Annotated in this window: 19 protein-coding genes; 1 reads left to right on the forward strand and 18 read right to left on the reverse strand. The window is 39.5% G+C overall.

Annotated elements, in window-relative coordinates:
• Positions 1–2 precede the first annotated feature (2 nt).
• The 12 genes from CRN97_RS05345 to CRN97_RS05400 all read right to left on the reverse strand — a co-directional run bounded on the left by CRN97_RS05345 (position 3) and on the right by CRN97_RS05400 (position 16091).
• Positions 3–4805 (reverse strand): ATP-binding protein, encoded by a 4803-nt coding sequence (locus CRN97_RS05345; RefSeq protein WP_097076135.1) that lies wholly within the window; start codon positions 4803–4805, stop codon positions 3–5.
• Between the two features lie 19 nt (positions 4806–4824).
• Entirely contained in the window at positions 4825–6168 is a 1344-nt protein-coding gene (locus CRN97_RS05350; RefSeq protein WP_097076136.1) for an HD-GYP domain-containing protein, read from the reverse strand.
• A gap of 127 nt (positions 6169–6295) precedes the next feature.
• A complete protein-coding gene (locus CRN97_RS05355) occupies positions 6296–6928 on the reverse strand; it encodes a precorrin-2 dehydrogenase/sirohydrochlorin ferrochelatase family protein (RefSeq protein ID WP_097076137.1) in 633 nt (210 codons plus the stop codon).
• 65 nt (positions 6929–6993) lie between these two features.
• Positions 6994–7935, reverse strand: a complete 942-nt coding sequence (locus CRN97_RS05360) for a LysR family transcriptional regulator (RefSeq protein ID WP_097076138.1) — start codon at positions 7933–7935, stop codon at positions 6994–6996.
• 4 nt (positions 7936–7939) lie between these two features.
• Entirely contained in the window at positions 7940–8719 is a 780-nt protein-coding gene (locus tag CRN97_RS05365) for a tRNA threonylcarbamoyladenosine dehydratase (RefSeq protein ID WP_097076139.1), read from the reverse strand.
• An 81-nt stretch (positions 8720–8800) separates the two neighbouring features.
• Positions 8801–9619, reverse strand: coding sequence for an ATP-dependent sacrificial sulfur transferase LarE (larE, locus tag CRN97_RS05370; protein WP_097076140.1), 819 nt, complete (start codon positions 9617–9619; stop codon positions 8801–8803).
• Positions 9620–9684: 65 nt separating this feature from the next.
• Positions 9685–10944, reverse strand: a complete 1260-nt coding sequence (hisS, locus tag CRN97_RS05375; protein WP_033153576.1) for a histidine--tRNA ligase — start codon at positions 10942–10944, stop codon at positions 9685–9687.
• Positions 10935–12374, reverse strand: coding sequence for a coproporphyrinogen dehydrogenase HemZ (gene hemZ, locus CRN97_RS05380; RefSeq protein WP_044937318.1), 1440 nt, complete (start codon positions 12372–12374; stop codon positions 10935–10937). The genes hisS and hemZ overlap by 10 nt, the downstream gene beginning before the upstream one ends.
• Complete coding sequence (locus tag CRN97_RS05385; RefSeq protein WP_097076141.1) at positions 12371–12994, reverse strand: MBL fold metallo-hydrolase; 624 nt, start codon at positions 12992–12994, stop codon at positions 12371–12373. Before CRN97_RS05385 ends, hemZ begins: the two co-directional genes overlap by 4 nt.
• A 1-nt stretch (position 12995) precedes the next feature.
• Positions 12996–15317: a RelA/SpoT family protein gene (locus tag CRN97_RS05390; protein WP_330400085.1), complete on the reverse strand. Its 2322-nt coding sequence runs from the start codon at positions 15315–15317 to the stop codon at positions 12996–12998.
• 128 nt (positions 15318–15445) lie between these two features.
• On the reverse strand, positions 15446–15727 hold the full coding sequence (locus CRN97_RS05395; protein WP_097076143.1) for a helix-turn-helix domain-containing protein: 282 nt from the start codon (positions 15725–15727) through the stop codon (positions 15446–15448).
• 4 nt (positions 15728–15731) lie between these two features.
• Entirely contained in the window at positions 15732–16091 is a 360-nt protein-coding gene (locus tag CRN97_RS05400) for a type II toxin-antitoxin system RelE/ParE family toxin (RefSeq protein WP_097076144.1), read from the reverse strand.
• Between the two features lie 292 nt (positions 16092–16383).
• Between CRN97_RS05400 and CRN97_RS05405 the strand changes: the two genes are divergently transcribed.
• On the forward strand, positions 16384–18021 hold the full coding sequence (locus CRN97_RS05405) for an ABC-F family ATP-binding cassette domain-containing protein (RefSeq protein ID WP_074788741.1): 1638 nt from the start codon (positions 16384–16386) through the stop codon (positions 18019–18021).
• A gap of 135 nt (positions 18022–18156) precedes the next feature.
• Here CRN97_RS05405 and CRN97_RS05410 read toward each other — a convergent pair whose 3' ends face one another.
• The 6 genes from CRN97_RS05410 to CRN97_RS05435 form a co-directional block, all read right to left on the reverse strand.
• Positions 18157–19443: an ABC transporter permease gene (locus CRN97_RS05410; RefSeq protein ID WP_097076145.1), complete on the reverse strand. Its 1287-nt coding sequence runs from the start codon at positions 19441–19443 to the stop codon at positions 18157–18159.
• A complete protein-coding gene (locus CRN97_RS05415; protein ID WP_044937303.1) occupies positions 19437–20168 on the reverse strand; it encodes an ABC transporter ATP-binding protein in 732 nt (243 codons plus the stop codon). The genes CRN97_RS05410 and CRN97_RS05415 overlap by 7 nt, the downstream gene beginning before the upstream one ends.
• Positions 20169–20178: 10 nt before the next feature.
• Positions 20179–21699: an efflux RND transporter periplasmic adaptor subunit gene (locus CRN97_RS14115; protein WP_179670687.1), complete on the reverse strand. Its 1521-nt coding sequence runs from the start codon at positions 21697–21699 to the stop codon at positions 20179–20181.
• Positions 21700–21965: 266 nt separating this feature from the next.
• Positions 21966–23252, reverse strand: a complete 1287-nt coding sequence (locus CRN97_RS05425; RefSeq protein WP_074788738.1) for an ABC transporter permease — start codon at positions 23250–23252, stop codon at positions 21966–21968.
• Positions 23252–24004 carry an ABC transporter ATP-binding protein gene (locus tag CRN97_RS05430; RefSeq protein ID WP_033153562.1) on the reverse strand — a complete coding sequence of 251 codons (753 nt, stop codon included), beginning with the start codon at positions 24002–24004 and terminating at the stop codon, positions 23252–23254. The genes CRN97_RS05425 and CRN97_RS05430 overlap by 1 nt, the downstream gene beginning before the upstream one ends.
• Positions 24005–24013: 9 nt before the next feature.
• Positions 24014–25432 carry an efflux RND transporter periplasmic adaptor subunit gene (locus CRN97_RS05435; RefSeq protein WP_179670688.1) on the reverse strand — a complete coding sequence of 473 codons (1419 nt, stop codon included), beginning with the start codon at positions 25430–25432 and terminating at the stop codon, positions 24014–24016.
• Positions 25433–25491 lie beyond the last annotated feature (59 nt).

Raw genomic sequence — 25491 nt, forward strand, 5'->3', positions numbered from 1 at the left:
TATCACAAACTTAATATTTGCTCCATTTTATCCCAATCAAAGACTTTTAAAGCCTTTTTTAACTCTGCAATAGTTTCAGCATCTGTCTCAGGTAATCGATAATTATCTAACTCCTCGAATAGCATCTCTATAGCGTCATACTCCATCTGTGGAACCAACTCTTTCAAAGCTTCATAAGCATCTGAAAGCTCTTCTGGCGCTATAGGTTCTTTTTCAATATCCTCCTCTGTATTTGATTCCTCTGATTCATAAACCAGCTTCATTTTGTTATATATTTCTGTATATATATCCAAAGTCTGATTCGTATTTGCGGTTATCGTATCTACGTTATTCTCTTTGCCTGCCATTTCAAGCTCTAAGGCCTTATCAGACAAGTCATTTGCTCCAATTAATCTTGCAGATGATTTAAGGGCATGAACCTGAATGGTGTAATTCTTAATATCCATACCATCATAGTAATCCTTTATCATCTGAATACGCTCTGGGGCAGTCTCGTAAAAGCTTCGACATACAATCAAATAGATATCTTTATCTCCAGCAGTTGCAATACCTGAATCTACATCCATCTCATCTATCTTTCTAAGAGATATAAGAATATCGGTATTTTCGCCGTTTTGCGAATTGTTGATATTTGATTCACCAGCAAAATTGTATACCTTTTTATCGTCCGTCAGATATCTTTCAATCATCGCCTCGAATTTAAGTCCATCAATTGGCTTTGAAAGATAATCTGTAAATCCCGCATCTAAATACTCTTCTTTTGCGCCCTTTACTGCATTTGCAGTAAGAACAATAATTGGAGTATCGCTATTTATCGGACAAGAGGCCCTAATAGCTTTCAATGTTTCTTCACCACTCATACCTGGCATCATTGCATCAAGGAATATAATGTCGTACTTTCTTGAATGAGATAAATCAAGAGCAAGAGGTCCTGATGATGCTGTATCCACCTGGATTTCAATTCTTTTCAACAGATTCTTGGCTACAATAAGGTTCATTTCCACATCATCCACAACCAAAATATTTGCATTTGGTGCATGGAATGATTCTGCTGCATCCTCAGATTCAACGTCATTAGCCTTTTCTCTGAAATCACCAATCTTCTCATCACCACGAACCTCCTGAAGAAGAGAAAATGCAAAAGTTGAACCCTCACCATAAACGCTGGAAACCTCAAGCTGGCTATGCATCTTTTCAAGCAAGCTCTTTGTAATACTCATTCCAAGGCCGGTACCTTCTACCTTTTTATTCTTCTGCTCGTCAAGTCTCTGATATGGAGAAAACAGCTTATCAATATCTTCCTGCTTTATACCAATACCAGTATCCGATACTTTCACCTTAAGAACTATCTCAGCATCTGACTCATAGGCATAATCCATTTCAAATGTAACAGTGCCTTCTTGTGTATATTTAACTGCATTGCTAAGAATGTTGATAATAATCTGCTCAATTCGAACATCATCACCGTACAAGAACTGTGGTATGTCTGGATTAATCTTCACGTCGAAGCTAAGGCTCTTATCATCTGCCTTTGGCTTAATCATATTTACCAAATCGTTTACCATGATGGCCAAATCATATTCGCTTTCAACCAACTGAAGATTTCCAGATTCAATTTTAGAAAAATCGAGAATATCATTTATAAGCGCTAGCAAGGTTTTGCTAGCATTTCTGATATCTCTTGCATATTTCTTTGTTGTGTCCTCCTGTGATTCTCTTGTAATCATGGTTCCCATACCAATAATTGCATTGATAGGAGTTCTGATTTCATGAGACATACTTGCAAGGAAAGCAGACTTCATCTTGTTTGCTTCCTCTTCCATTCTAAGGCTTCGCTCTAGGGCTGCTGTCTTTTCATCCTGAAGTTTCTTTACTATCTCTTCGTGTTCTTCGTTCTGCTTCTTTGTCAAAGAAAATACTACACCATTAGCAAATGCTACAATGACGGCAAGGAGAATTAACAAAGACTCTGTATAGTAATAGAGTTTGAAGGACAATGTTTCAAAGGCTTCTCGCTCCTTAATAATTGTATAAACCTGCTCTACTAAAAGCTTATTGTCCTTGTTGAGGACCTCTATATGGAACTCATATGTACCAAAAGGTATATGGAAATAAGATATAGTGCCTAATTCGCTAGCCTGAACCTTAGTTTTCTCAGCATCCACACCTGCCAAATAATATCTGATATATGGATCAGTTGGTGTAAAGTTGTTTAAATCAAGGTTTATCTCTACTCGCTCAGTACCTCGAGGAATAGTTATCTCATCCTTTGTAGTAATCGGTTTATAGGTGCCATCAAGGGAAATACCTGTTATCTTAGCCTTATAGTTGTCTATATCCATTCCATATTTGTCTAGGTTAAGGGTATAAATTCCAGTACTTCCGCAAAGGAAAAGAATATGATTCTCAGCTACAAAATTCCATGCATTGCTTGTAAGACTTCCAGGCAACCCTTCCTTTGAATCCAGCAATTCGTATACATCTGTAGTAAGGCCAGCCATAAGGTTTTCATAGCGAACTACGTATACACCTGCACCACCTGTAATATAAACATTTCCATCATCAGCCTGGTACAAATCAAAATTGTTAAAGTATGGAATACCGCTCAATTCTCGAACCTGATATTTATGGTTCATATAGCAGACTCCACTTCCTGTCATAACAAAATAACCGCTGCCAACTTTATCCTCAACAATTCTAAGAATAACGCTAGAGCATAACCCGTCATTTTTTGTTATGTAGCTTTCTACCCTACCGTTTCGGATAATAGCGATACCATCACCGTCAGTTCCTGCAAGAATTGTTCCGTCATCCATCTCTACAGCATTTAATACTGTTGCGTTTCGTAGAGCTTTTCCTAATTCAAGGGTTCCGTCGATATGTCTATCCTTTATAAAAGCGATTCCACTTTCACTGGATAGTAACAATCTTCCATCAGACAGTGTTGTAATAAATCTTTGCTTTCTTTCAACCACCTGTTCACTACCTTCTGGAATGTATTGGAAGAATTCTCCATCCTCAGAAATGGCCATAAGATTCTTACCATAACCAGCGATAACCAGATTGTTATCAGCATCTGTTGTCATAGAACGGATTCTTGTTTCTTTATAAAAATCAGTTATTTCATTTTGGATAGAGGTTCCATTGTTATAATCTAAAATAACAAGGCCATCGTCAGTTCCTATGTAAAAAAGATTATTTTTACTTCTAATTACGTTAGCAACTGCAGGAGAAACATTGCATACTCCAAATAAATCCACAAAAGCCGATGGACTCAAGCAAAGAAGACCTCTACGATAAGAGGTAAACCAAAGGTCTCCCTGATAATCCTCAAAAATCTGTTCAACCGAACTATCAAAGCTTCCCGTATTAATGATGCTGGCTTTTCCATTTAAATCTACAAATCCAACTCCAGCATCAGAGGCAATATAAATCATTCCGTTTGTATGGAAATATATTTCATTTATATATGTGAGCCCAGGAGTTTCTATAGTATCCACCTGCACATATTCGCCATCTATGTATTGGTACTTATAGATGCATTGCATATCTGTACCTAAATACAAAGAACCATCAAGACCATATTTTAGTGTTGTAGCTTCATCGCATTGGAATGTAGTAACTTCATCATCTGAATCTGTAGAATATACTCTTATCTCACCAACAGTATTCAACACCGCCATATGACCGTCGTTGTCGATATCCTCTTTTGAAACATTGCCTACTTCTATGCTGTTCTTTACTATCTTTATCTGTTCATTTTCCACTTGAACTACAGACAGACCCGCAGTAGTACCTACATAATAATTTCCATTATCATCTTCAACTATTGCACGAACAGAGTTTGATGGTAAGCCATCATCAGCATTTACCACCGAATAAGACAAGTCGTCATGTAGCATTGTGAGACCAGCACCATTTGTTCCAACCCAAAGTCTATCGCTTTCGTCAGAAAATAGGCACTGAACTGATCTTATAGAATCAATAGTATCTAGCAGTTGAAATGATTGACCATTGAATCTATACAATCCACCATAGGTTCCAACCCACATACTACCGTCAGCAGTCTGAGCCAAGTCATTGGCACATCCGCCTACCAGGCCATTGTCGCTATTATAAATACGCTGAACGAAATTTATATTCATTTCAGACTCAGCATCTGCCTCTATTGGACTTGTAAAAGACAAAGCTGTAGATATCGCCAATAATGTAAGACTAATCTTTGCCCCAAGGGATTTTTTAAGTCTTTTAGCATTTTTCTTTCTAAAATAAAACTTATATAATCTACGTACTATATATATTGAAACACAAGCTGATAAAGAATCTGCAAATGCTATATACATGCTGCAAACAAAAATGCATGTAAGTACACTACCACCATGAGTGGACACGTAGGCTGACAAAGCATCAATGTAGTAATTTCCCGATGACTCAGGAAACAGTATGTATGTATTGAAAGTAAGCATTACGCCCTTAATAATCGCGAAAGTTAATGCCAAACTTATTACTGACAAAAATCTATTAAAGAATCTATTTTTCTTGCTTAGTAAATACACGAAAATAGCCATAGCCATATCTATTGGTACATAATATATGTCTATCGCTATATTGAAAGAAGATATGAATCCGCTTATAAGTGCAGTAATAACGCCCAGAAGCCAACCGCCATAATAAGAAGCATAAACTATTCCGGTCATATTTAAATAGCCCGGAAATTGCGTTTTACTTGCAATAAAGCGGCCGATAACATTTATTAAAATTCCTATCAGAAGGATTTTTATCTTCTTTTTATCTATGGTAATCATTTAAAAACTCCCCAGTTTATTATTCTTCTATTGAATCTATTATTTTAAGAAAAACATCGATTATAAAAGGATCATACCATGTGCCTGATTTCTCCTTGAAGAATGTCTTCATTTCATCCAAGGTATATTTCTTTCTGTACTCTCTGTCACGGCTAATATCATCATAAGCATCAGCAACAGAAATAATTCTGGCAATAAGAGGAATCTCCTCTCCTTTTTTACCTGTTGGATAACCTGTTCCATCGAATCTTTCGTGATGATAAAGGGTAGCTGAAGATGCCTGTGGCATAGACTTTACATCCTCCACAAGTTTAGCGCCCTTCATAGTATGTACCTGAATAATCTTCTCATCTTCTTCTGTAAGCTTCGAAGATTTGCCAAGAATTCTCTCTGGGACAGCATAATTACCAATGTTATGAAGTAATGCCCCATAATAAACTACGTTGCAGTCCTGTTTATCCATGCCCATTGCTTCAGCAATCTTCTTGGCATACTTTGCAACTCTATTCGAATGATCTTTGTGATAGTAATCCTTTTCATCTGCAAGCTTGCTGCAAATAGAAAACATATCATCAATAATCTGGCTCTGATAGTACATCGTGCTTTCAAAGCCAATAACTATCCATGCAATTACAGCAAAAACAAGCATGATTAAAATCCATGCTGGAATGATAATAAGGAATAATGTTCCGAATGTTCCAGAAAAATATGACTGATTCAAATGATATGTCATTACATAATCCGACAAATCATTATCACCTGAAATGCTGTATAAAATCAGACCAATGTATGCCTGGCCTGAATATTCATTTGTTGACTTAAGTGGAACCTCACCTGAATCGTTGCCAGTATATGGCCAATAAATAATATAATCACCACTGTTGAGGGGAATGAGAAGGTCCTGACCAGCCAATTGATAATCCAGCGATATATCACCAATGTTGTAATCTCTAAGATCGATAGTCTGACTCTTCTCCTGTCCGTCCACAAACTGATGAATCTCTACTGTGCCGTTCCAGGCATTATTTATCCAGCAGCTTTCCTTGATATTGACCCTAAGCTGCCAATCAGACAATAGACACTTTGAATTATTAGTGATAACTGCCTCATATATCTTGCCGTTGATTATCATATCCTCAAAGGCATCATTCTTTTCCCAAGAGTCAGTAAGCATTCCTCTTGGGTGAATATCAGCAGTAACATCCATAGAAACAGTATCAGAAGTATAATACCTTTCCTGCTGGTTAAATTTATTAATTTGGATTACGTGAAATACAAATGAAATGATTATTATGGCAAACGCAATGCCTAATACAATGAATGTTCTTTTTATAAGCGTTTTGATATTCTCTGGTGAACCCATTTTCCCCTCCCCATGTTACATACGATAACACTTCTATTTTACTCAACTTTTGCCAAAATGTGCGTTTTTTTACAAAATATACACAAAAAAATGAGACCGTTGGTATAGGCCTCATTTTGTATACATTTTAAAGGGTCATGCTGATTGCTCCAAGGAGCTCTTCAACCTCTTCATCTGTTGGAATTCCATCATAGCAAAGTGCATAGTCGATAAGCTGTTCAAATGCACTCTTTCTAGATGCTTCCAGTGGAAACAGTTCTGTAATCGGTTGTCTCCATCTGCCAAGCATTTCATTAAGCTCTCCAAGCTTTGGAGTAAGCACCTCTTTTTCTTTATTTTTAAGGAACTGAGTAAGTGCCGGACTATTGCCACTACTTGAGAAAGCTCCTACCAAATTCTGCTCCTTCAGATATGATGGGAAAATAAATGAGCATTTATCCTTGTCATCCACCACATTAACAGGGATACCGCCTTCATTGCACATCATAGAAATCTGAGTATTCAGCTCATTATCGCTAGTTGCAACAACAACCAACTTTCTATCCTGAAGATCAATTGGTGTAAACTCGCGCTGCTCTAAAAGGAGATGATCTGTCTCCTCTGATAATGCTGCAAGCTCCATAGAAATCTCCTTGGCAATTACATGTACCTTTGCTCCAAAATCAAGAAGTACATTTACCTTTCTAAGGGCTACTTCACCGCCACCAACTACCAGGCAGTTAGTATCAGTTATATCTACAAACATTGGAAAATATGCCATATCTGCCTCCTTGATATGTTTCCTCACCATCAGTGTATACACTATAGCAAAAATATGTGAAAAAACTATTCTTCATAAATAACACTTTTATCAATTTGAGATAAAGCAATATCTATCTCCTCTAGATATTGCTCACCAATCTTACTCATTACTGAGTTTTTCTTGGTGATATAACCTATTTCCATAACGCTGTTTGGGTTTTCCTCATCACCTTTGTAAGGGACAACAACGTATCCGTCACTGTTCAAATCTCCCCAAACAATTCCAGAGCACAGTGTATAACCGTTCATTGCACGAACCAGGTTAAGCATTGTTGATCTATCTGTAACTCTTACAGTCTGAGGATATATATTCTCGCTAAGAATCTCTTCTGCCAAAAACTCGCTGTTCTCGCCTTGTTCAAAGGAAAGGCAAGGATAATCCTTCAAGTCATCAAACGTAATATATTCTTTTTGAGCAAGTGGATTCTCTCCCCATAAGTAAACAAAAGCTCGACACTTAATAAGTGGATGAAACTCCACAGAATGCTCATTAAAAAGCTTATTTAATGCCTTTCTATTATGCTCACTAATATATAAAATTCCAATTTCACTCTTTAGTGTGCTTACATCTCTAATTATGTTGTGAGTTGTGGTCTCTCTCAAGGCAAAATCGAACTGATTCATATCGTATTCTTTTGCCATGTCGATAAAGGCGCGAACTGCAAATGTGTAGTGCTGTGTAGACACACCAAACTTTCTTTTGTAAGTACCTTCATCCTTATATTTTTGCATTACAATATCGTATTGACGATAGAAACCTCTGATGTCATCCAAGAATTCCTGACCCTCAGGTGTTACGATAACACCTTTATTGGTTCTCATGAAAATGGTCAGTCCCACCTCATTTTCCAGCTCTTGAATGGCACTGGTAAGTGTAGGCTGAACAATGTATAGCTTCTCCGCTGCCTTGTTCATTGACCCCATTTCTTCAATAGTTAACGCGTACAATACTTGTTGTAATGTCATAGTTTTATTCCCCTATTTTGTCTCTGCTAAATCCGTTAGTTAAATCCTTAATAACCTCACTGGCTAATACCAAGCCAGCTACTGCAGGTGTAAATGCAATAGAACCTGGTATATCCCTTCTCTCTGTGCATTTGTGCTCCGCACCTGGAGGACAGATGCAATTTGTTCTACAGCTGATTGCCATATCCTCAATTGGACGTCTTGGCTTTTCATCTGAAAAAACAACCTTCAAATGCTTAACGCCCCTCTTCTTCATCTCTCGGCGCATTACCTTTGCAAGAGGGCACATTGTTGTTTTATAAATATCTGCCACCCTAAATCTACTAGGGTCCAGCTTATTTCCAGCACCCATACAGCTGATTACAGGAACATCAAGCTCCTTACAACGCATAATAATTTCGATTTTAGCTGTAACAGTATCAACAGCATCAACCACATAATCATATGTTTCAAACGGAAACTCGTGAGCATTTTCTGGAAGGAAAAAGCACTTATGAACTGTAATATCAGCCTTTGGATTGATATCGAGCATACGCTCCTTCATAACATCAACCTTATGCTTTCCAACTGTGGAACGTGTTGCGATGATTTGTCTGTTAAGATTTGTCAGGCAAACCTTGTCATCATCTATCAAATCAAAATGTCCTACCCCGCTTCTCACCAGTGCTTCACATACATATCCTCCTACACCGCCAATTCCGAAAATGGCAACTCTTTTATTCTCCAGCCCCTCCATGGCTTCCTTGCCAAGAAGAAGTTCTGTTCTTGAAAACTGATTTAACATAAATACCTCTATAACAAAAATGAATACCTACCAAATCAGTAGGTATTCATATAATATTTTTTATGATGCTATTTGTCAATATTACAAGCCCAATGTTTCGTTCATACTGCCTGTGCGATAGCCCTTTAAATCAAGTGCCACATATGCAAAACCGTATTCCTTGAGCTTATCATATACCTTTAATCTGAATGCTTCATCATACATTCTAGGAAAATCAGAAGGACTAAGCTCAATTCTCGCAACATTGTCTCCATGAATACGTACTCTAAATTGTTTGAAGCCCTCATCTAATAGAAACTGTTCTGCTTTATCAACCATAGAAAGCTTCTTTTCTGAGATTGTCTCACCATATGGGAAACGGCTTGCAAGACAAGCAAATGACTGCTTCTCTGCTGTTGGAAGTCCAAACTCCTTTGAAAGCTGACGAATTTCTGACTTCGTAAATCCGATATCTCTCAATGGGCTTTTTGCTCCAAGCTCTGCAACAGCCTGTAAGCCAGGACGATAGTCACCATTATCATCAAGGTTGGAACCCTCGGCCACATAATCTATGCCCTGCTCCTTTGCAAGTGCAAACATCTTTTCAAAAAGCTCCTTCTTACAAAGATAACATCTATTGGGTGGATTCTGTGCAAATCCATCTATTTCTAATTCTTCTGATTCAACGATAAAATGTCTAACTCCAAGTGATTTAGCATAGTCGATTGCTTCGTTCAGTTCTCTCTTTGGGAAAGAGCAAGACGATGCAGTCACCGCAATAGCATTGTCCCCTATAGCATCGTGTGCTGCATAAAGGAGAAATGTGGAATCAACTCCACTGGAAAACGCTACCGCAACCTTTCCTAAATCCTTAAAGTAGTCCTTTAGTCTATCGTATTTGTCCATTAATTCCTGATACATACCTACTCCTTTTACCTATCTAATTAGTAGGATAATATCACTATAATTCGATTGCGTCAAACCTTTTAACGATTAAAAAACTCTACAAATTCCTCGTAGCCTTCACCTGAAAGCTGTTCCTTCTGGAACTTTTTATTTTTGTTCATACGAACAACGAGAACTGTATTGCCCTCTGCACGTGCAGCCTTTGCCTGAGCCATAACCTCAGCAAGCTTCTCTGCTGGATAGCCCTTTTCAACAAGGTAAGCAATCTTCTTGCTTGCTCCTGGAACCTTAAAGCCCTGCTCCATAAGAAGAAGGATGATACGCTCAAATCCGATTGAGAAACCACAAGCTGGTGTGTTCTGACCTGTGAAGTTACCAATCATCTTGTCGTAACGTCCGCCACCACCGCAGCTTCCGCCGAACTCAGGAATTGCTATTTCAAAGATTGTTCCTGTATAGTAGCTCATACCACGCACAAGTGTTGGATCAAATACAAGCTCAAAATCAGCTTCCTTTGTTGCATTAACTGCAGAAGCGATTTCTCTCATCCAATCTGCAACTTCCACATCAAGGAAATCACCAAGCTTATCAAGAAGAATGTTCATTCCTTCTGCAACATCCTTAACATTTTCAAGGGCTGCAAAAAGACCAACATACTTGTCGATTGACTCCTGTGAATATCCTGACTCAAGAAGCTCCTTAGAAACTCCATCAAGACCAATCTTGTCCATCTTATCAAGTGTGATGAAGATTGAATCGTAATCTTCCTCTGCAAAACCTGCATAAGCTGCCATTGCCTTAAGGATACGACGCTCGTTGATGCGGATTTCAAAGTTCTTGAAACCGATACGTCCAAGTGTTGTAGTTGTAGCAAGGATAAGCTCTATCTCTGCAAGGTTGCTAGGCTCACCAAGAATATCGATATCACACTGTGTAAACTGGCGATAGCGACCACGCTGAGGTCTGTCTGCTCTCCAAACAGAACCAATCTGAAGTGACTTGAATGGTGATGTAAGCTCATTTGCGTGATTTGAATAGAAACGGCAAAGAGGTACTGTAAGGTCGTATCTCATACCAAAATCTACTACATCATCCTCAGTCTGTGCCTCAGGTATGTTAAGCTTTTCTCCACGCTTCATTACCTTGAAGATAAGCTTTTCGTTTTCGCCACCCTGCTTGTTAGAAAGGTTGCCGATTGACTCCATTGCAGGTGTTTCGATTGGAGTGAATCCGAAAGAACGATATGTGTCCTTGATTATAGAAGTAACGTAGTCTCTAACTTCCATTTCGTATGGAAGGATGTCTTTCATTCCATTAACTGGTTTCTTGTTTAAAGCCATTTTAAATCCTCTCTAAGTCTTTCTCTTTTTCTATCTATCATTTCATCAATTCTGTCAATGTATAATTGAACGTCCTTGACATTTTCACATCTAGTAACTGTCTTGCCATGGTCAGCAACAAACTTGCATGAGCAGCCAGCACCAAGTGCCATTATAGTTTGTTTCTCTTCCATTATCAAGATATTGTAAAGCCCCTCTTTACCTGGCATTGCATAACCAATATTCTCAAGATTTGCAGCCATATTTTTCTGACGATAAAGGTAATATGCATTCATTCCCATATGATTTGCACAGTCCAGGCAAATATCCATATGAGTCTGTGAGTTCTCTATTAAATAATCGTCATAAGACTCTCTGTCAATGTTGAGACGAGCCGAATGCTTAAGAGCAAGTGAATGAACTGTAAGATTGTCTGGTGCCATCTTCTCAACTTCATCTAGAGTGTATTTTACATCCTCAATTGTCTCGCCAGGAAGGCCAAGAATCAAATCCATGTTGATGTTGTCAAAGCCAAGCTCTCTAGCCCATCCGTATACACGGTGAATATCCTCTACCTTATGGAATCTACCAATCAAATCCAAAGTCTTTTGATTCATTGTCTGTGGGTTGATTGATATACGGCTGACTGGATGATTCTTCATAATTTGAAGCTTTTCGTATGTGATTGAATCTGGTCTGCCAGCCTCGATTGTGTATTCCAAAAGTGACTTTGTATCAAAGTATTTATCTACAAGTGTAAGAAGCTTTTCCAAATGCTCCTCATCCAAGGATGTTGGTGTACCGCCACCAATGTAGATGGTGGTAAGGCTCTTTTCCTTGCAGGACTCTGCTGTGAAAGCCATTTCCTTTTCAAGAGCATCCAAATAATCATCTAGCTTTTTCTTCCACAGCCCAATTGGGTATGAAGTGAATGAACAGTACAAACAGGTGCTAGGGCAAAATGGAATTCCAATATAAACGGAATAGCCATTGTCATAATCTATCTTTGATAAAAGCTCATGCTCCTTGTGCGAAACCTGTAAGCTAAGGTTGATTTTTGCATCGGATGTACGATAGGTATCCTTCATGTATGAAGCAATAGCCTCATCATCTGCGCCATCTTCTATCATGCCAAGGCTAATTTTAGTTGGGCGGATGCCTGTAAGAGTACCCCATGGCAATTCCTTGCCGGTACGCTTGCTAAGACTTTCATAGATGGCAAGCTTCAGACGATTCTTTGTGTCTGGTCTGTCAGAATAATCGATTTCGATTTCTCTGCCATCCAGTGTGAGAACGTTGTCTGAGTAATTAACCTGCATCGAAAAAAGAAGCCCTGCATCCTCAGGTGTGGGCTCTGTAGAGATTTTGACCTCTTCCTTTGGATAAAAGGCTTTAACTAGTGAATAAATATCATATTCAAAATTATCTTCGTTTAATTGTATGTAAATCATAAAAATGGATTGTATATCCTTTCTGTACCGATAGTGGTTGGCTCGTTGTGACCAGGGTAACAGATAGTATCATCTGAAAGAGTCATAAGCTTTGACTTGATTGAACCTACCAACTGACTCATGGAACCGCCTGGGAAATCTGTTCGTCCCACGGAACCACTAAACAATGTATCTCCGGTAAAAACTATATCTTCATTAGTGAAATAGAAGCAACATCCACCTGGTGTGTGACCTGGTGTGAAAAGGCACTTGATATGAAGTCCTGCTAAATCTATTTCCTCATCGTCCTTCAAAAAAACATCCGCGCTATAGCTTTTGGAATCTCCAAACATATCTCCTGAAAGGTTGATGCTTGGATTTTTAAGCTCCTCTGCTGTAGCCTCGTGTGTGTAAACCTTTATGCCATATTCCTTCGCTGTGGAAGCTGCCTCTCCAGCATGATCAAAATGACCATGAGTCAGAAGGATTGCAACAGGCTTTGTGCCAGTGCTTTCCACTGCAGACTTGATACGCTCAAAAGCTGAGCCTGGATCAATTATGATTGATTCATTTGTATCTTCATTTATGGCTATATAGCAGTTTTCTGCCGCTGCTGGCAGAAGTACTTTTCCTACTTTCATCTTATCCTCTAGGTCTTTCTACGTCGATGATAGACTCAACCTGCTTAATCTTTTCAACCAAAGAACGAAGCTGCTCGCGGCTTTGTGTACCAAACTTGATAGTGATGGTAGCAACGCCCTGTTTGCTTGTCTTGGAATGGATTGAGTCGATATCTATCTCTCTTTCGGTGAATATACGTGTGATATCAACCAAAAGTCCTGTACGGTTGTTTCCGTAAATATTGATTTCTGTGAGGTATACTCCGCCCTTCTTGCCATCTTCCTCTGCGTCACGAGCCCACTCGGCCTCGATGAGACGTTCCTTTTCGAATTCTGGAAGATTAATCATATTGATACAATCGGTACGGTGAATTGATACACCTCTTCCTCTGGTAACAAAACCTACGATTTCATCACCTGGAACTGGATTACAACACTTTGAGAAACGAACTGAAACATCGTAAAGTCCGCTAACTGTAATACCATTTTTAGACTTTGGCTTAGCTTCCTTGCCTGAACCAGAATGCTCTGCCAAGATTTCTTCGTCGGTAACCTTAACTGGGTGATCCTTCTGCCATGCAGAGAACATTCTGTTGATAACAGCACCCTCTTTGATGGCACCCTGACCAACTGCTGCGAGGCAATCTTCCCAGCTGTGGAATCCGTATTTATTAATAATGATTTCCTGATATTTAGGCTTGTTTATATCGCCAAGATCCACGCCCTTTTGCTTTGCAGAACCAATGAGAAGTTCCTTACCTTTGGCAATATTTTCGTCCTTGGACTGACTGCGGAACCACTGATTGATTTTGTTCTTTGCCTGTGAACTTTTGACAATACTCAACCAGTCACGGCTTGGGCCGTTTGTATTCTGAGATGTGACAATCTCGATACGGTCTCCGTTTTGGATGACATAGTCGATTGGCACAAGCTTGCCGTTGACTTTGGCACCAATCATTTTGTTTCCTACTGCCGAATGGATGGCATAGGCAAAATCGATAGGTGTTGAACCGTTTGGCAGATTCTTAACATCACCTGATGGGGTGAAACAAAATACTGTATCAGAGAACAGGTTAAGATCTGATTTTAATAAGGAAGAAAACTCTTTATTATCTGAGATTTCCTGCTGCCACTCGAGGATTTCACGAAGCCATGAAAGCTTTTCTTCCTCGCCCATAACAGTAGAGCCTTCACCGCTCTCCTTGTATTTCCAGTGAGCTGCAATACCGTATTCGCTAGTACGATGCATTTCGTATGTACGAATCTGGATTTCGAATGGCGCACCATTAGGTCCGATAACTGTAGTATGCAAAGACTGGTACATGTTTGGCTTTGGCATAGCGATGTAATCCTTGAAACGACCTGGAATAGGTGTGTACATTTCATGGATAACACCAAGTGCTGCATAACAGTCCTTGATAGAATCTACAATGATTCGAACTGCAAATAAATCGTATATTTGATCGATGGTCTTGTGCTGATTAACCATCTTTTTGTAGATGCTAAAGAAATGCTTTGCACGGCCATAAACCTCTGCATCGATTTCCGCATCCTTTATATGCTTTGAAACATCCTCTACAAGAGAATTAATGTATTCTGTACGCTGACTCTTTCTGAGTGCGATTTTTTCAACTAAGTCGTAGTAAGCATCTGGCTCCAGATACTTAAGTGAAAGGTCATCAAGCTCGATTTTAACCTTGCTGATACCAAGACGCTGAGCAAGTGGAGCATAGATTTCCATGGTCTCACGCGCTTTTTCCTTTTGCTTTTCAGGACGCATGTACTTCAAAGTACGCATGTTGTGAAGTCTATCTGCAAGCTTGATAAGGATGACACGGATATCCTTTGCCATTGCAAGAAACATCTTTCGAAGGTTTTCCGCCTGGATTTCTACCTTATCCGCATCATAATTTAACTGTCCTAACTTTGTGACACCATCCACAAGCTCTGCAACTTCGTCAGAGAACTCTGCTGCTATCTCTTCCTTTGTATAGATGGTATCCTCAACGACGTCGTGAAGAAGACCAGCCACGATTGTTTCTTTATCAAGTTCCAAATCAGCAAGGATAATTGCAACGCAAAGTGGATGAATGATATATGGCTCACCAGATTTACGCACCTGTCCCTCATGGGCTTTATGTGCAAGGTTGTAGCCCTTTTCAATCATAGAAATGTCTGTGTTAGGATGATATTTGCGCACTCTATCAATGAGCTCCTTATAGAGCTCGTCTGGATCAACAAAGTCCGCAGTAGCGATGACACCCTGGCTTTCAAAGGCAATATTGTTTTCTAGCTTTTCTAATTCGTCCCTGTTTTGAACTGCCATGATATCACCACCTTCCATGAAAAAATTATTAAATATTATATAATTTAACAGGCTAAAAAGCAATAATTCTAGGCGTATATCTGTGGTGAAATATTAGTTTAGCCTAAAATCTTATTTCGCTTAATGTGTAATATACATATATCATATTATTTTCTAACTGGCTGAACTGTTAATGATAATTCCAATTGTTTAAAAATCTTTAGCATAGTAGCTAAATTAGGTATGCTCACACCTGATTCTATTCTTGCCACAGATGAATGAGGTATGCCACATAAGGTCGCCAATTCTCTTTGTGATAAATGAAGATTATGACGTTGCTGAATCATTGCCCCAACAATAGCAGAAATTTCTTCTGCCTCATCAATATCTCGTCCTAACTTTTGATTAGTTTTTCTAACTTTTTCTTTGTACTTAGTCCAATCACTCATACAATTACCCCTTTCTTGAAATCCAATCATCACGCTCTGCTTTTGCTTTTTCTATCTCTCTACGTGGAGTTTTTTGAGTCTTCTTTCTAAAATGATGCAATAAAACATAGGTATCATCTTTAAAAAAGAAAAATAACACTCTGTTATTCCCAGGTCTCAACTCCCATATATCTTCATCCAGATGCTTAGTAACATTTTCTCCTAGTTTAGTTCCATAATCCTCTAGAAACTGAATGTACTGTATTGCTTGTTTGTATTGAATTCTTGCGTCTTTATTTGTCTCAGCTTTTTGTGAAAGACCTTCCAAAAACTCCTCTATATCGCACTCTCCTCTTACATTGCGATAAAAGTCAATTTGAAACATAAAATATCCTCGTTTCCTTATTAATCATGATAGCATCAATGCGTTCATTAATCAATTAACTGATTAACTAATATAAAGAATTATAACAAGTCATGTGTCCATAAATAATCCCATCTAACACAAATTTGAGATTAATTTTAGTATGAAGCATATCATCTATTTATAATCACTTGCCCCATCTGTACAAATTCGTTATTTTTTGATAATATTAAGCTGTTTTGATTATTAGTTGGACTTCACTGGCTTGCCTTGTTTTCCAACTTGTTTTTTTGTATAGAGAAAGGATATGTAAATGATTCAAGCAAATAACGTCACTCTTCGTTTCGGCAAGAAAGCCTTATTCGAAGAGGTTAATATCAAATTTACAGAGGGTAACTGCTACGGTATCATCGGTGCTAACGGTGCTGGTAAGTCTACTTTCCTTAGAATTTTATCTGGTCAGTTAGAGCCTACTAGCGGCGAAATCACAATGAGCCCTGGTAACAGACTTTCATTCTTAGAGCAGGATCACTTCAAGTACGATGAGTTCACAGCTCTTGATACAGTAATTATGGGTAATCAGCGTCTTTACGACATTATGAAAGAAAAGGACGCTATCTATATGAAGGAAGACTTTTCTGATGAGGATGGTATCCGCGCAGCTGAGCTTGAGTCTGAGTTTGCTGAGATGGATGGTTGGAATGCAGAAGCAGATGCTGCTACTCTTCTTAACGGCCTTGGTGTTGATACAGAGTTCCACTATACACAGATGTCAGAGCTTCCTGGTGCATTAAAGGTCAAGATTCTTCTTGCAAGAGCACTTTTCGGTTCACCAGATGTACTTCTTCTCGATGAGCCTACTAACCACCTTGATTTGGATGCTATCGCATGGCTTGAGGAGTTCCTTATCAACTTCGAGAACACAGTCATCGTTGTATCCCATGACCGTTACTTCTTAAATAAGGTATGTACACATACTGCAGATATCGACTACGGCAAGATTCAGCTTTACGCTGGTAACTATGATTTCTGGTATCAGTCTTCACAGCTTATCATTCAGCAGCGTAAGGAAGCTAATAAGAAAAAGGAAGAGCAGATTAAAGAATTACAGGAGTTCATCCAGAGATTCTCTGCTAACGCTTCTAAGTCTAAGCAGGCTACATCACGTAAGCGTGCATTAGAGAAGATTCAGCTTGATGACATCCGTCCATCTAGCCGTAAGTATCCATACATCGATTTCAGACCAGCTCGTGAAATCGGAAACGAGGTTCTTTCAGTAGAAAACCTTACAAAGACAATTGATGGTGAGCTTATCCTTGATCACCTTACATTTAATGTTGGCCGTGAGGACAAAATCGCTCTTGTTGGTTCAAACGAAAAGGCTAAGACAGTTCTCTTCCAGATTCTTGCTGGTGAGATGGAGCCAGACGAAGGAAGCTACAAGTGGGGTGTTACAACATCTCAGTCATACTTCCCTAAGGACAACACAGAGATTTTCAACACAGACCTTCTCATTGTAGATTGGCTTACACAGTTCTCTGAAATCAAGGATGCTACTTATGTTCGTGGATTCCTTGGCCGTATGCTTTTCGCAGGCGACGACGGAGCTAAAAAAATGAAGGTATTATCCGGTGGTGAAAAGGTACGTGTACTTCTTTCACGTATGATGATTGAAAACTCAAACGTACTCATGCTCGATGAGCCTACTGACCACCTTGATATGGAATCAATCACAGCACTTAACACTGGTCTCCAGAAGTTCTCAGGAGTAATCCTCTTCTCTTCTCGTGACCACGAAATCGTACAGACAACAGCAAACCGTATCATCGAAATCCTTCCTAACGGAAGCATGATTGACAAGATGACTACATACGACGAATACCTTGAGTCAGACGAAATGGCTCGTAAGCGTACAGTACTTGAGTTATCTTCTGATGAACTTGATGATTAATTAATATTACAAAAGCCACTATGTTACGGCCACAAGCCTACTGATTTCTCCACTCGACAACACGTCTCGCTTGAGAAATAGTAGAGCTTGATGCCTACATAGTGGCTTTTTTACTCTTATGAAGATTCCCTAGTACTATTCGTACCTTAACGCTTCAATCGGATTAAGTTTCGCAGCTTTGTTAGCTGGATAGTATCCGAAGAAGATTCCGATGGCCATAGAGAAGGCTACGGCTATTATGATGGCGCTAATTGACACGGATGCTGAGTAGCCCATGTATGTAGCTGCTACGGATCCAAGAACAACACCAAGTATGATTCCGATAAGTCCACCCATTATACAGATAACAACTGATTCTGTAATGAACTGAAGCCTGATGGAACCGTTTGTTGCTCCAAGTGCCTTTCTAGTACCAATTTCTTTAGTACGCTCTGTGATTGATACAAGCATGATATTCATAACACCAATACCACCAACAACAAGAGATATACCTGCGATAATCGCAAGGGCAAGCTCAATTGTTCCAATCATTGTGGTCATTGATTCAATCATGCTGGCCATGCTTGTAACTGAAACCTCATAATCATCATTGTTTGAGTAATACATAGTGTTGAAATAAGTTTCAACAGTGTCTGCAAACTCCTCTGAATCTGTATCGATTGTTGTTATAAGTGTAAAGCTTTCATATCCATCATTGATTGTATGAAGCTGAGTTCTAGCTGTATCGTAAGGGATGTACAAATCTGTTGTTGTATCCTCAGTAGAATCGCTAGACCATGTACTATCATCGTATTCATAAACACCTACGATGTAGTATGTGTAATACTTTCCATTAATGCTGATTTCTACAGCAGACCCCAAAGCAGCGGAAGTATCCCCCTCAAACATGTTATTAACAAAGTAGTTTGAAACAATACAAACCTTCTGAGCATTTTCATAATCCTTTTCTATGAATGTACGACCTGCAAGTATCTCTGGGTCGTTGTATTCCATATAATCCTCGTTGTAACCTACAACATTTACATATGCATATAAATCACCGTCGATGGCTGTACCTGAACCAACAGTTGATGAAAGAAGTGTATATTTTATATTATCGCTATATTCCTCAAGGAATGAATCTATCATATCGTCGGTAATGTAATCCTCTGTGTCCATAGATCTGCGATTTCCGGCGCCAAAGTGCAATCCTGAAGAAGTAGTCTCCTCGGAAGTGCTCTTTGCTGATACACCAACTGTTAAGTTATTTGCTCCCATCTCCTGCATCTGTGTGTTAACCATAACAGTGATAGAATTACCAACCGTCATGATTGCAATAACGGATGCAATACCGATGATGATACCAAGCATTGTAAGTAGGGAACGCATTATATTGGACTTTAGTCCTGCCAGTGCCAGGAGGACGTTTTCCATAATTAGCATGCTAAATCCTCCTTTATTGTTTCCCACTGACCTTTCGACTCACCTCTTATATCACCATCGCGAAGTGTGATGATACGCTCTGTCTCTAAAGAAAGCTCATTTGAGTGAGTTATTAAAACGATGGTCTTGCCCTGCTCCTCATGAAGCTTGTGGAATATATCCATAATCAAGCGTCCTGTTGCAGAATCAAGGGCACCTGTAGGCTCATCTGCAAGAATGATTGCCGGGTCATTTGCCATAGCTCTTGCAATGGCTACACGCTGTTTCTGTCCACCAGAGAGCTCGTCAGGATTGTGCATCATTCTGTTTGTCATGCCTACCTGCTCCAAAAGCATTTTTGCTCTTTCATTTCTCTCTGCTCTTCCAATGCCGGCGTACATCATTGGAAGCTCCACATTTTTGATAGCATTTGTTCTAGCTATCAGATTGTATGTCTGAAATACAAATCCAATTTTCTTGTTTCTTAAAATAGATAATTCGTGGTCCTTTGCTTTTTCAATATCTACACCATCAAGTGTATATTCACCACTTGTAGGTCTATCCAAGGCACCAATTATATTCATAAGTGTAGACTTTCCTGAACCAGACTGTCCAACTATTGATACGAATTCGCCTTCACGGACGCTAAAATTAACGCCGTGAAGTACTTCAAATTCGTTTGGTGTGCCGATGAAGAAGCTCTTATGGATGTCACGAAGATCTAACATGATATCTCCTGCTGCCATAATTCACCTCCTACATTCCGCCTGGGCCGCCACCCTGGCCGCCGCCACCACTTGGAGCACCGCCTCCCATGTCGCCGCCACCTTGGCCGCCGCCCATGTTAAGTAGTGAATTGTTTTCATCCTTTGACTCATCAGATGAATTAGAAGATGTGCTTGCTGCTGTTGCCTTTACCTGAAGTCCTTCTGACAATTCATCACTGATAATCTGAACATAATAATCACTTTCAAGACCAAGTGTTACCTCAATCTTTGTCTCATTTCCTTCGTCATCAACAGCTGTTACATAGCTATTTCCATCTGAATCTGTTTCAACACAATCATATGCTACTGCGTATGCATCTGTTACTGATTCAAGGATAACTGAAGCCTTCGCAGTCATACCAACACGAAGTCTATCATCTGTATCATCAAGTGTAATCTTTACTTCGTAGCTTGCAGATGTGCTGCCTGTGCTTGAAGATGAGCTTGATGATGTAGAATCAGATGTAACTGCAACATATGAAACTGTTCCTGTAAACTCATCATCATCTGTAGCATCAAACTTAACTACTGCTGAAAGTCCTTCGCTAAGAGATGCAATGTCATACTCATCAACTGTTGCTTCTACAACAAATGAATCTGTATTTGATATCGTAAATACGGTATTTCCCTGTGTATAGTTATTTCCCTCTTCTACATTGATTGCTGTAATATATCCAGAAAATGGAGCAACAACCTGTGTGCCTGACTGGCTTTCTGTTACTGACTCATACTCCTCTGTCTTTGTGTATGTATTGTCGTATTCCTGATTTAACTGCTCAAGCTCATACTTGTACTGAAGCTCTTCGATTTCATCCTGAAGTGTTTCAAGTTCTTCCTGCTTTGACTCATATCCTGAAATAGTTACACCATTTCCATCATCAAGGGCCTTTGCTGCATTTGACTCTGTTGTCCAACGGCTAGCTATTGAAGAATCTGAATTGCCATATTCAAGATAATCGTTGTAAGCATCAACAAGATTGTTATATACGTCAGCCCACTCATCTAAGTATTCCTGAATCTCTGCCATCTCCTCCTGCTTATCCTCAATCTGATCTAAGTAATCCTGAAGAGTATGGGCATCCTCGATATCGGAGATATTGTATTTTGCATTTAACTCGGCAAGCTTTGTTGCGTAATCATCTGCATCAAACTCAACGATAACTGTGCCGGCCTCTACATAGTCACCTACTTCATAATACACTGCTGCAACCTCCGTACCTGTTGCAACTGTCGATGTTACCGACTGTGTCTGGCCCGCCGCAAGTGTACCAGTCACACTAATGGAAGACTGCAAATCCATTACTTCTACAGAAGTTGTAAGTGTCTGTGTTTCCTCAACCTCATGTGCGTCCGCCTTTAATAGATATTTTCTTCCAAATATAATTCCAACGACGATTAGAATAATAATTATGATAAATACTAATAAATGTTTTTTAATAAAGCCGCCAAAGCGCTTTACAAAACTACCCAATTTAGATAGGATAGAAAACTTTTGAGAATCCTTCGGCATTTTGTCCCTCCTGGTAAAATATGATTATTGATTAACTTCACACACTTTACTAGGATTTTTCCCGCAAGTAAACGGATTCCACATACCTTTCAGAATAATTCAGATGGTCGTCACATGGGGTTCTCACAACGCACAAAAAAGCCAACAGGCATAATACCTGTCGGCTTTAAGTGAGCTAGTAGGCAACAAGCTCTACTATTTCTCAAGCGAGATATGTCATCGAGCGGAGAAATCAGTAGGCTTGTAGGCGTAACTAGCGGAGTATATTATTCGTACCGCAATGCATCTATAGGATTTAGTTTCGCCGCCTTGTTGGCTGGATAGTATCCGAAGAAGATTCCGATAGCCATTGAGAAGCCTACGGCTACTATGATGCTCTGTGCAGATACTGCAGCTTCGTATCCCATCAGCTTAACAGCAACTGTACCAAGAACTACACCAAGTATAATTCCGATGATTCCACCGATTACGCAGATAACAACTGATTCGGTTATAAACTGCATTCGGATAGAACTATTTGTAGCACCAAGGGCTTTTCGTGTACCGATTTCCTTGGTTCGCTCTGTGATTGAAACCAGCATGATATTCATAACGCCGATACCACCAACTACCAGTGATATACCGGCAATTACTGAAAGTGCCAGCTGAATCATACCTATCATGGTGTTCATTGAATCCATCATAGATGTCATACTTACAACCATTACTTCATAAGTGTCATTTCTTGAATAATAATTTATATTAAAGAAATCACGCGTCTTGATAGCAAAATCATCGTTGTTTGTATTTACTGATGTAACGATTGTGAAGTAGTAATCGCCTTTATTTTGATTGTGATTAGCTGTTCTAGCTGTCTCGTAAGGAATTACAAGCTCTGTTGTTGGGTTGTCTGATACACCAAATGAGAACTTATCCTCAACATATTCGTAAACACCTACTATGTAGTAATTATAGTATGTGCCAGCTACATTAACCTCAACCTCCTGGCCAAGGGCTGCTTCACTATCACCATCATACATTCGCTCAACAAATTTGTCTGTTACCATGCAAACCTTCTTGGCGTTTGCAAAATCCTGATTGAGGAACTGACGTCCTGCAACCATTTTATAATCCTTAAATTCGAATGTATCTTTGTTGTATCCGATAATTTGAACATTAGCATTTTTATTGCCATCAACAACTTTGCCCTTATCACCAACGTTTTCCATTTTAAGGATATACTGAACATCATCAGGGAATTCATCCTTATATGCCTGAATCATTTCGTCGGTAATCATATCGCTGTCGGTCATTTCGCGGACATAGCCATCACCATAACTTGTTCCATCTTCATTAGTTTGGTCTGTGGATTTTTGCATAACACCCATTTCAAGGTTGTTTGCTCCAAGGTCCTGCATAGTGCTGTTTACAATCAATGTGATGGAATTACCAACTGTCATAATTGCAATAACGGATGCAATACCAATGATGATTCCAAGCATAGTCAGAAGGGAGCGCATTATATTAGCCTTAAGTCCAGCTAAGGCAACCAGAATATTTTCTGTAAATAACATTACTCCACCTCCTTCTTTACGCCTGCGCGTTCATCAGAAGAAAGTCCCTTCCAATTGCCCTTTGACTCACCCAGGATTGTTCCATCCTTAATAGTGATAATTCTGTCAGTCTCCTGAGAAAGCTCAGGTGAGTGGGTAATAAGAAGAATTGTCTTTCCCTGCTCCTCGTGGAGCTTGTGGAAAATATCCATTATCATTCGTCCAGTAGCTGAATCCAGCGCACCAGTAGGCTCATCTGCAAGAATGATAGCTGGGTCGTTAGCCATAGCTCTTGCAATGGCTACACGCTGCTTCTGTCCACCGGAAAGCTCGTCTGGGTTGTGGTGCATTCTATCTGTCATGCCAACTTCTTCAAGTAGCATCTTTGCTCTGTCTGTACGCTCACCACGTCCCATTCCTGCGTACATCATTGGGAGCTCAACGTTTTTAAGTGCGTTGGTTCTCGCAATAAGATTGTAGGTCTGAAATACAAAACCTATCTTTTTATTTCTAAGCGCAGACAATTCATGATCTTTTGCTTTTTCAATATCTACTCCATCAAGAGTGTACTCTCCAAGTGTAGGTCTATCTAGGGCACCGATGATGTTCATCAGTGTAGATTTACCGGAACCTGACTGTCCTACAATGGAAACAAACTCACCCTGATTAACAGTAAGATTAATTCCATGAAGAACCTCAAATTCATTTGGTGTACCGATGAAAAAGCTCTTATGAATATCACGAAGGTCTAGCATTAAATCTCCTGCTGCCATAAGGACCTCCTATTCAAAAGTCATATAATCCATAATATCTGTGCTTGGCGCATCGCTTACGATTGCCTCTACAGTCATGCCTTCTTTGATTCCATCGCCAGAAATCTCTACATAATAATCGCTTTCAAGCCCCTTGTTAACTGGGATGTCCTTCTTTGTTCCATCATCAGCGATAGATGTTACAAAGAAGCTTCCGTCATCTTTCTGCTGAACACAGTCATAAGGTACTGCAAGCACATCTGAAGCAGAATCAAGAACGATGCTTGCCTTTGCTGTCATACCAACACGGAATCTATCGTCTGTTCCATCCATCTTAATCTTTAATTTGTAAGATGCAGCACTTCCTGTAGATGCAGCAGCTGCTGTTGATGTGCCGAAATTAGATGAAGCTGTCGCTGCTGATGTAGTAGACTCAGATGCAATCGATACAAATGAAACTGTACCAGTGAATTCCTCATCTCCTGTAGCTTCAAACTTAACTGTAGCTGGTAAATCCTTCTGGATGTTTGCTACATCGTATTCATTAACAGTTGCCTCTACAATAAAACCGCTTGTATCAGCTATCGTAAATACGGTATTGCCCTGTGTATAGTTGTTACCCTCTTCAACGTTCATTGTAAGGATATAGCCTGAAATAGGTGCCGCAACTTTTGTCTTGTCCATGCTCTCGTAAAGATCATTTTTAGCATCTACCTGTGTGTAATTCTGAGCATAGTTCTGCTGCATCTGAGCAAGTTCAATCTTGTTTTGAGTTGTGCGGATTTGCTCCTTAAGAGTCTCAACCTCATCCTCAACCGCCTCATATCCCTGAACTGAAACTGGCTCGCTTCTGCCGGCTGCCGCTGCTGATTCTCTGTTCCAACGCTCTACTACAGATGGGTCAGAATCCTTATATTTCTCGTACTGATCAAAAGCATCCTTAAGGTTCTCATAGATTGCCTTGTTATCATCAAGCCACTTCTGCTTTTCATCGATTTTCTTCTGAGTAGTCTCAATAGACTTTTGCATATCCTCGATGCTCATGCTTGATTCAGTGTTTGTAATATCGTTTTGAAGATTAAGCTCTGTAAGCTTACGCTCATAATCATCGCCATCAAACTCTACTACTGTCTGGCCTTTTTCAACGTAATCTCCTACCTCATAATTTACAGTAGAAACCTTTACGCCTGTAACCCCTGTGCCACCAAGTGTTGATGTAACAGTAAGTGTCTCATTTGCTGTAAGTGTTCCAGTAACACCAACAGACTTCTTTAAGTCCATCTTTTCAACAGTAGATGTGACAGGTTCGTTTTGAGCATCAAGCATAGCCTGAGCCGCAACCTGAGCCTTGTGTCTTATAAACAACACCACGCCAATAATAACAACCAGAATAATGATTAGCTTCAAATGCTTTTTACAGAAGCCACCTATTTTCTTTATAACGCCCAATTTCATCCTCCTTTTGAACATATCCTGGGTAAGGTATGTTCGTATAACTTTTTCATATC

Origin of the sequence: Pseudobutyrivibrio ruminis DSM 9787 (assembly GCF_900218035.1) — a bacterium.
In the GTDB taxonomy this organism is placed as follows: domain Bacteria; phylum Bacillota; class Clostridia; order Lachnospirales; family Lachnospiraceae; genus Pseudobutyrivibrio; species Pseudobutyrivibrio ruminis.

What these genes read in the sequence shown, in the direction of transcription:
- CRN97_RS05385 (WP_097076141.1), bottom strand. Translation starts at nt 12,994, where the DNA reads ATGAAAGTAGGAAAAGTACTTCTGCCAGCAGCGGCAGAAAACTGCTAT.
- CRN97_RS14115 (WP_179670687.1), bottom strand. Translation starts at nt 21,699, where the DNA reads ATGCCGAAGGATTCTCAAAAGTTTTCTATCCTATCTAAATTGGGTAGT.
- CRN97_RS05400 (WP_097076144.1), bottom strand. Translation starts at nt 16,091, where the DNA reads ATGTTTCAAATTGACTTTTATCGCAATGTAAGAGGAGAGTGCGATATA.
- CRN97_RS05365 (WP_097076139.1), bottom strand. Translation starts at nt 8,719, where the DNA reads ATGTTAAATCAGTTTTCAAGAACAGAACTTCTTCTTGGCAAGGAAGCC.
- CRN97_RS05355 (WP_097076137.1), bottom strand. Translation starts at nt 6,928, where the DNA reads ATGGCATATTTTCCAATGTTTGTAGATATAACTGATACTAACTGCCTG.
- CRN97_RS05360 (WP_097076138.1), bottom strand. Translation starts at nt 7,935, where the DNA reads ATGACATTACAACAAGTATTGTACGCGTTAACTATTGAAGAAATGGGG.
- CRN97_RS05390 (WP_330400085.1), bottom strand. Translation starts at nt 15,317, where the DNA reads ATGGAAGGTGGTGATATCATGGCAGTTCAAAACAGGGACGAATTAGAA.
- CRN97_RS05405 (WP_074788741.1), top strand. Translation starts at nt 16,384, where the DNA reads ATGATTCAAGCAAATAACGTCACTCTTCGTTTCGGCAAGAAAGCCTTA.
- CRN97_RS05350 (WP_097076136.1), bottom strand. Translation starts at nt 6,168, where the DNA reads ATGGGTTCACCAGAGAATATCAAAACGCTTATAAAAAGAACATTCATT.
- larE (WP_097076140.1), bottom strand. Translation starts at nt 9,619, where the DNA reads ATGTATCAGGAATTAATGGACAAATACGATAGACTAAAGGACTACTTT.
- CRN97_RS05410 (WP_097076145.1), bottom strand. Translation starts at nt 19,443, where the DNA reads ATGCTAATTATGGAAAACGTCCTCCTGGCACTGGCAGGACTAAAGTCC.
- hemZ (WP_044937318.1), bottom strand. Translation starts at nt 12,374, where the DNA reads ATGATTTACATACAATTAAACGAAGATAATTTTGAATATGATATTTAT.
- CRN97_RS05425 (WP_074788738.1), bottom strand. Translation starts at nt 23,252, where the DNA reads ATGTTATTTACAGAAAATATTCTGGTTGCCTTAGCTGGACTTAAGGCT.
- hisS (WP_033153576.1), bottom strand. Translation starts at nt 10,944, where the DNA reads ATGGCTTTAAACAAGAAACCAGTTAATGGAATGAAAGACATCCTTCCA.
- CRN97_RS05415 (WP_044937303.1), bottom strand. Translation starts at nt 20,168, where the DNA reads ATGGCAGCAGGAGATATCATGTTAGATCTTCGTGACATCCATAAGAGC.
- CRN97_RS05430 (WP_033153562.1), bottom strand. Translation starts at nt 24,004, where the DNA reads ATGGCAGCAGGAGATTTAATGCTAGACCTTCGTGATATTCATAAGAGC.
- CRN97_RS05395 (WP_097076143.1), bottom strand. Translation starts at nt 15,727, where the DNA reads ATGAGTGATTGGACTAAGTACAAAGAAAAAGTTAGAAAAACTAATCAA.
- CRN97_RS05345 (WP_097076135.1), bottom strand. Translation starts at nt 4,805, where the DNA reads ATGATTACCATAGATAAAAAGAAGATAAAAATCCTTCTGATAGGAATT.